General features: G+C 63.9%; 6 protein-coding genes. 1 reads left to right on the top strand and 5 read right to left on the bottom strand.

The genetic code is table 11. The annotated features are described in order from the left end of the window. The 5 genes from VFF99_RS01220 to prpB all read right to left on the bottom strand — a co-directional run. Window positions 1-315: acetyl-coenzyme A synthetase N-terminal domain-containing protein (locus VFF99_RS01220; protein WP_325014230.1), on the bottom strand; the 315-nt coding region annotated here is incomplete at its 3' end. 154 nt (window positions 316-469) lie between these two features. After that, entirely contained in the window at window positions 470-1660 is a 1191-nt protein-coding gene (prpF, locus tag VFF99_RS01215; protein ID WP_325014229.1) for a 2-methylaconitate cis-trans isomerase PrpF, read from the bottom strand. A 109-nt stretch (window positions 1661-1769) separates the two neighbouring features. Continuing rightward, complete coding sequence (acnD, locus tag VFF99_RS01210) at window positions 1770-4370, bottom strand: Fe/S-dependent 2-methylisocitrate dehydratase AcnD (protein WP_325014228.1); 2601 nt, start codon at window positions 4368-4370, stop codon at window positions 1770-1772. 63 nt (window positions 4371-4433) lie between these two features. Next, window positions 4434-5588, bottom strand: a complete 1155-nt coding sequence (gene prpC / locus VFF99_RS01205) for a bifunctional 2-methylcitrate synthase/citrate synthase (protein ID WP_325014227.1) — start codon at window positions 5586-5588, stop codon at window positions 4434-4436. Between the two features lie 19 nt (window positions 5589-5607). Further along, a complete protein-coding gene (gene prpB / locus VFF99_RS01200) occupies window positions 5608-6498 on the bottom strand; it encodes a methylisocitrate lyase (RefSeq protein ID WP_325014225.1) in 891 nt (296 codons plus the stop codon). Between the two features lie 200 nt (window positions 6499-6698). Here prpB and VFF99_RS01195 point away from each other — a divergent pair. Further along, window positions 6699-7520 (top strand): PrpR N-terminal domain-containing protein (locus VFF99_RS01195; RefSeq protein ID WP_325014223.1); only part of this gene is annotated, 822 nt, incomplete at its 3' end.

The following is a 7520-nucleotide window of genomic DNA, read 5'->3' as shown; positions in this document are numbered from 1 at the left end:
GACGCCGAGCGATTGCATCATCGCGGCGGCGCGCATCACTTCCGTCTGCAGTTCCTTGAAGGTGTAGACCTTCTCCGTGTTCGTCTCGGTGGAGATGGCGATCAATGCCGGCTTGTCGCCCTGCTTGTCCGCCCAGCGGTCCACCGCGTTGTGGCAGAGGTTGGTCCTGCCGCCGACGAACCATTTGGTGAAAGGCGGCCTGCTGTAATCGAGCACCTGCGAATAGGGCTCTTTCCAGTCGATGAGTTGGGCTTCCTTGTCCCAGAACGCCTGGGGATTGTCGATGGAATTCTTGTAGAAGTCTGCGTACGTCATGTTGCCCCCGAATAGAATTTTCTTGCTGTGCCAGCTTATCGTCCCAGTATGTGCAGCCTGACTTACTCTGCACTTACGGTGGGCCGCGCAGCGCGAAAAAAAAGCGCATCGACGGGAGGGTCTTTGCGCTTTTCATGGCCACGGTTGTTGCCGATCAGAATGCGTCGCCGGGGACGCGTACCCAGCCTTCCATCAGGACCCGCGCGCTGCGGCTCATGATGGCCTTGGTCACGTTCCATTCGCTGCCGGCTTTCACCGCTTCCGCGCCGACGCGCAGCGTGCCGGACGGATGGCCGAAGCGCACGGCAGTGCGCTCACCGCCGCCCGCGGCAAGATTGACCAGCGTGCCGGGAATCGCCGCTGCCGTGCCGATCGCCACCGCTGCAGTGCCCATCATCGCGTGGTGCAGCTTGCCCATCGACAGCGCCCGCACCAGCAGATCGATGTCGCTAGCGGAAACCGTCTTGCCGCTGGAGGAAACATAGTCCTTCGGCTTGGCGACGAAGGCGATCTTCGGCGTGTGCTGGCGCTTGGCGGCTTCATCCACGTTCTTGATGAGGCCCATGCGCATTGCACCGTAGGCGCGGATCGTCTCGAACATCGCAAGCGCCTTGACGTCGCCGTTGATCGCTTCCTGCAGCTCGGTGCCGGTGTAGCCGATCGCTTCCGCGTTGACGAAGATGGTCGGGATGCCGGCATTGATCATGGTGGCTTTCAGCACGCCGATGCCGGGCACTTCGAGATCGTCCACGAGATTTCCGGTCGGGAACATAGAGCCGCCCGCGCCCTCTTCCTCGGCTGCCGGATCCATGAATTCCAGTTGCACTTCCGCCGCCGGAAAGGTGACGCCGTCGAGTTCGAAGTCGCCGGTCTCCTGCACTTCGCCGTTCATCATCGGCACGTGCGCGATGATGGTCTTGCCGATGTTGGCTTGCCAGATGCGCACGACGGCAGTCCCATCCTTCGGGATGCGTGCGGCGTCGATCAGGCCGCTGCTGATGGCAAACGGGCCGACGGCGGAAGACAGGTTGCCGCAGTTGCCGCTCCAGTCGACGAAGGCCTTGTCGATGGAGACCTGGCCGAACAGGTAGTCGACGTCGTGGTCGGGCCGGGTGCTCTTTGCGACGATGACGGTCTTGCTCGTGCTGGAAGTCGCGCCGCCCATGCCGTCGATCTGCTTGCCGTAGGGATCGGGGCTGCCGATGACGCGCATCAGCAAGGCATCGCGCGCGGCGCCGGGAACGCGTGCGGTCTCGGGCAAGTCCTGCAGGCGGAAGAACACGCCTTTGCTGGTGCCGCCACGCATGTAGGTGGCAGGGATTTTGATCTGTGGTACGTGGGGCATGTATGTTGTCCAGTCAAGGATCGTAGGGTGGGTAGAGCGCAGCGAAACCCACCGTGTGCTTCTTGGTCGTTAATGGTGGGTTTCGCTTCGCTCTACCCACCCTACTTCTTTATGCTGCTTTCGACTCCGACGACGCCAGGAAGTCCTGCGCGAACCGCTGCAGCACCCCGCCCGCTTCGTAGATCGACACCTCTTCCGCCGTATCGAGGCGGCAGGTCACCGGCACTTCCACGCGCTCGCCGTTCTTGCGGACGATCACGAGGGTGAGGTCGGCGCGCGGCTTGCGCTCGCCGATCACGTCGAAGGTTTCGGTGCCGTCGATCATCAAGCTCAGGCGGTTGACGCCCGGCTTGAACTCCAGCGGCAGCACGCCCATGCCGATCAGGTTGGTGCGGTGGATGCGCTCGAAGCCTTCGGCCACGATGGCTTCCACGCCGGCCAGGCGCACGCCCTTCGCCGCCCAGTCGCGCGACGAGCCCTGGCCATAGTCCGCGCCGGCGATGATGATCAGCGGCTGCTTGCGTTCCATGTAGGTCTCGATGGCTTCCCACATGCGCGTGACCTTGCCTTCCGGCTCGATGCGCGCCAGCGACCCCTTCTTCACCTTGCCGTCCACGACCACCATCTCGTTCATGAGCGTCGGGTTGGCAAAGGTTGCGCGCTGCGCGGTGAGGTGGTCGCCGCGGTGCGTGGCGTAGGAATTGAAGTCTTCCTCCGGCAGGCCCATCTTGGCGAGGTACTCGCCCGCCGCGCTGTCGAGCAGGATGGCATTCGACGGCGACAGGTGGTCGGTAGTGATGTTATCCCCAAGGACCGCCAGCGGACGCATGCCCTTGAGCGAGCGCTCGCCCGCCAGCGCGCCTTCCCAGTACGGCGGACGGCGGATGTAGGTGCTCTGCGGGCGCCAGTCGTACAGCGGGCTGACCGAAGTGGCTGCCGCCGAACGCTGGTCGAACATCGGGATGTAGACCTTGTTGAACATTTCCGGCTTCACGCTGGCCTTGACGATGGCATCGATCTCTTCGTCCGTCGGCCAGATGTCCTTGAGCGTGACCGGCTTGCCGTTGGCGTCCGTGCCGAAGGCATCGCGCTCGATGTCGAAGCGCACCGTGCCGGCGATGGCGTAGGCCACGACCAGCGGCGGCGACGCCAGGAAGGCTTGCTTCGCATACGGGTGGATGCGGCCGTCGAAGTTGCGGTTGCCGGAGAGTACGGCGGTGGCGTACAGGTCGCGGTCGATAATCTCCTGCTGGATCTTCGGATCGAGCGCGCCCGACATGCCGTTGCAGGTGGTGCAGGCGAAGGCGACGATGCCGAAGCCGAGCTTTTCCAGTTCCTGCTTCAGGCCGGCTTCTTCGAGGTACAGCTCCACGGCCTTGGAGCCGGGCGCGAGCGAAGTCTTCACCCACGGCTTGCGGGTGAGGCCGAGGCGGTTGGCATTGCGCGCCAGCAGCGCGGCGGCGATGACGTTGCGCGGGTTGGAGGTGTTGGTGCAGCTGGTGATGGCGGCGATGATCACCGCGCCGTCCGGCATCTGGCCCGGGACTTCTTCCCACTTGCCGGCGATGCCCTTGGCGGCGAGGTCGGCGGTGGCCACGCGTGCGTGCGGATTCGACGGGCCGGCCATGTTGCGCACGACGGAGGACAGGTCGAACTTCAGCTCGCGCTCATAGACGGCATTCTTCAGTGTGTCGGACCAGAGGCCGGCTTCCTTGGCATAGGTCTCGACCAGCTTCACCTGCTCTTCGGTGCGGCCGGTCAGCTTCAGGTAATCGAGCGTCTGCTGGTCGATGGAGAACATCGCCGCGGTCGCGCCGTATTCGGGCGCCATGTTGGAGATGGTGGCACGGTCGCCGAGCGTGAGCGAGGAAGCGCCTTCACCATGGAATTCAAGATAGGCGCCGACCACTTTCGACTTGCGCAGGAATTCGGTGAGCGCGAGCACGATGTCGGTGGCGGTGATGCCCGGCTGGCGCTTGCCCGTCAGCTCGACGCCGACGATTTCCGGCAGGCGCATCCAGGACGCGCGCCCGAGCATGACGTTCTCGGCTTCCAGCCCGCCCACGCCGACGGCGATCACGCCCAGCGCGTCGACGTGCGGCGTGTGGCTGTCGGTGCCCACGCAGGTATCGGGGAAGGCGACGCCGTCCTTGGCATGGATGACCGGCGACATCTTCTCCAGGTTGATCTGGTGCATGATGCCGTTGCCGGCCGGGATCACGTCCACGTTCTTGAAGGCATGCTTGGTCCACTCGATGAAGTGGAAGCGGTCTTCGTTGCGGCGATCCTCGATCTCCCGGTTCTTCCGGAAGGCATCCGGGTCGAAGCCGCCGCACTCGACGGCCAGCGAGTGGTCGACGATCAGTTGCACCGGCACGACGGGGTTGACCTTGGCCGGGTCGCCGCCCTGGTCGGCGATCGCATCGCGCAGGCCGGCGAGGTCGACCAGCGCGGTCTGGCCGAGGATGTCGTGGCACACCACGCGGGCGGGGAACCAGGGGAAGTCGCGCTCGCGCTTGACCTCGATGATCTGCTTCAGGCATTCGGTCAGGATGGCGGGATCGCAGCGGCGCACGAGATTCTCGGCGTGCACGCGCGAGGTATAGGGGAGCTTTTCCCAGGCGCCCGGCTGGATCGCCTCGACGGCGGCACGCGCGTCGAAGTAATCCAGATTGGTGCCCGGCAATGGTTTGCGGTATGCGGTGTTCATGGCTCGTATGGAATGAGTGGTGAGGTGCAACGCGGGCCCGCCGTCGTGGCGGGCCGCATGCACTTATTTGCGCTCGGCGATCGGTACGAATTTGAGGTCTTCAGGACCGACGTAGTTCGCGCTCGGGCGGATGATCTTGTTGTCGATGCGCTGCTCGATGATGTGCGCCGACCAGCCGGAAGTGCGCGAGATCACGAACAGCGGCGTGAACATCGCCGTCGGCACGCCCATCATGTGGTAGGAGACGGCCGAGAACCAGTCGAGGTTCGGGAACATCTTCTTGATTTCCCACATCACGCTTTCGAGGCGTTCGGCGATGTCGAACATCTTCATCGAACCGGCGTCCTGCGACAGCGTGCGCGCCACTTCCTTGATCACCTTGTTGCGCGGGTCGGACACGGTATAGACCGGGTGGCCGAAGCCGATCACGACTTCCTTGTTCTCCACGCGGCGGCGGATGTCGGCTTCCGCTTCGTCCGGGTTGTCGTAACGCTTCTGGATTTCGAACGCGACTTCATTCGCGCCGCCGTGCTTCGGGCCGCGCAGCGCACCGATCGCACCGGTGATGGCGGAGTAGATGTCGGAACCCGTGCCGGCGATCACGCGGCCGGTGAAGGTGGAAGCGTTGAACTCGTGCTCGGCGTACAGGATCAGCGAGGTGTGCATTGCCTTGACCCACAGCTCGGGCGGCTTCTTGCCGTGCAGCAGGTGCAGGAAGTGGCCGCCGATGGAATCGTCGTCGGTCTCGACCTCGATGCGCTTGCCGTTGTGGCTGAAGTGGTACCAGTACAGCAGCATGGAACCGAGCGATGCCATCAGCTTGTCGGCGATGTCGCGCGCGCCGGGGGTGTTGTGGTCATCCTTTTCCGGCAGCACGCAGCCCAGCGCGGAGACGCCGGAACGCATCACATCCATCGGATGCGAGGCGGCGGGCAGCGCTTCCAGCACTGCCTTCACCTGCGAGGGCAGGCCGCGCAGGGCCTTCAGCTTGGTCTTGTACGCCTTCAGTTCGGCCACTGTCGGCAGCTTGCCGTGCACCAGCAGGTGGGCGATCTCTTCGAATTCGCAGGTATCGGCGACGTCCAGGATGTCGTAGCCGCGGTAGTGCAGGTCGTTGCCGGTACGGCCGACGGTGCACAGGGCGGTGTTACCGGCGGTCACGCCGGACAGGGCAACGGATTTCTTGGGCTTGAAGCCAGCGGCTTGTTGGTCACTCATCAGAATCTCCCGGGAAAAATTACTTGGCTTTTTGTTGTGCGAACAGGGCGTCGAGCTTCTGTTCGAATTCGTGGTAATTGATGCGATCGTAGAGTTCCATGCGCGTCTGCATGGTGTCGACCACGTTCTTCTGCGTGCCGTCGCGGCGGATGGCGGTGTAGACGTTCTCGGCCGCCTTGTTCATCGCGCGGAAGGCGGACAGCGGATACAGCACGAGGCCGACGTTCACGCTCTTGAGTTCTTCGACGGTGTAGAGCGGCGTCGCACCGAACTCGGTGATGTTGGCCAGCACCGGCACCTTCAGGGCGTCGGCGAACGTTTTGTACATGTCGAGCTGGGTGATGGCTTCCGGGAAGACCATGTCGGCGCCGGCTTCGACGCAGGCTTGCGCGCGGTCGAGCGCGGCTTCCAGGCCTTCCACGGCGAGCGCATCGGTGCGGGCCATGATGACGAAGTTCTCGTCGGTGCGCGCATCGACGGCGGCCTTGATGCGGTCGACCATTTCCTGCTTGCTGACGATTTCCTTGTTCGGGCGATGGCCGCAGCGCTTCGCGCCCACCTGGTCTTCGATGTGGATCGCCGCGGCGCCGAACTTGATCATCGACTTCACGGTGCGCGCCACGTTGAAGGCGGAGGAACCGAAACCGGTGTCGACGTCGACCAGCAGCGGCAGGTCGCACACGTCGGTGATGCGGCGCACGTCGGTCAGCACGTCGTCGAGGTTGGAGATGCCGAGGTCAGGCAGGCCCAGGGAACCGGCCGCCACACCGCCGCCCGACAGGTAAATCGCGCGGTAGCCGGCGCGCTTTGCCAGCAGCGCGTGGTTGGCGTTGATGGCGCCGACGACCTGGAGCGGGGATTCTTCTTGCACCGCCTTGCGGAAGGCGGCTCCTGCGGAATTGAGACTCATGTCTTCACCTTGTTGTGGGTAACTGTTGCAACGATTGAAGCTGGAGGCCTTATTGCAATCGGTGTGCCACGCTGCAAGGGTGGGTTGAAGCAAGATAAACGCTTTATCTTTCAATTACTTAGATAATTCCACATCAGACTGCCGGCTGCCGCCTTGTTTCAAACTGCGTTACAATTGAAACATTGAAACGTGGATGAAACATGCGACTCCCCGCCCGCCCTGCCCTCGACCTGCCGGAAAAACCGATCATCTGGACGGTGTCCATCTCGCGCCTGTCCGATCTGTTCAGGGACATCACCCTGGAATTCGACGACCGCGCCACCATCGAGCCGATCCACCTCGGCTTCGAGGACGCGGTCCGCCATATCCGCGAGCGGCTCGAAACCGAGCGCTGCGATGCCGTCATATCGGCCGGTTCCAATGCCGCCTATCTCAAGAGCCGGCTCTCGCTGCCGGTTGTCATCGCCAAGGCCAGCGGCTTCGACGTGATGCAGGCGCTCGCGCGGGCCAGGAAGATCACGCCGCATGTGGGCCTCGTCACCTACCAGACGCCGATGCCGGAACTGGAGGAATTCCTCGCCACCTTCGACATCGCGATTCCGCAGCGGACCTATGTCACTGAAGAAGACGCCCGCGCGCAGATCAACGAGCTCAAGGCGGCAGGCATCAAGGCGATCGTCGGCGCCGGCCTGATCACCGACCTCGCCGAGGAAGCCGGGCTGGCAGGCGTGTTCGTGTACTCCGCGGCCTCGATCCGGCAGGCATTCGAGGATGCACTGGAAATCGCACGCTTCACGCAACTGGAATCGAGCCGCGGGCGCGCCGCACCGGTGGCCGACACCCTGCGCGCCAAGCACGGCCTGAACGACTTGCGCGGCGAGTCGCCGGCGATGCAATCGGTGCGCCACTCGATCGAACTGTTTGCGAAGTCCCCTGCCACCGTCCTCATCGAGGGCGAGACCGGCACCGGCAAGGAACTGGCGGCCCAGGCCATCCACCGCGAGAGCCAGCGCGCGCGGCAA

Source organism: Noviherbaspirillum sp., assembly GCF_035654295.1.
Taxonomy (GTDB): Bacteria; Pseudomonadota; Gammaproteobacteria; order Burkholderiales; family Burkholderiaceae_D; genus Noviherbaspirillum.
This window is presented reverse-complemented; position numbering and strand designations above follow the sequence as displayed.

Bases quoted from the DNA above. Each gene is read 5' to 3' on its own strand.
- prpF (WP_325014229.1), bottom strand. From the start codon at position 1,660: ATGCCCCACGTACCACAGATCAAAATCCCTGCCACCTACATGCGTGGC.
- acnD (WP_325014228.1), bottom strand. From the start codon at position 4,370: ATGAACACCGCATACCGCAAACCATTGCCGGGCACCAATCTGGATTAC.
- prpC (WP_325014227.1), bottom strand. From the start codon at position 5,588: ATGAGTGACCAACAAGCCGCTGGCTTCAAGCCCAAGAAATCCGTTGCC.
- prpB (WP_325014225.1), bottom strand. From the start codon at position 6,498: ATGAGTCTCAATTCCGCAGGAGCCGCCTTCCGCAAGGCGGTGCAAGAA.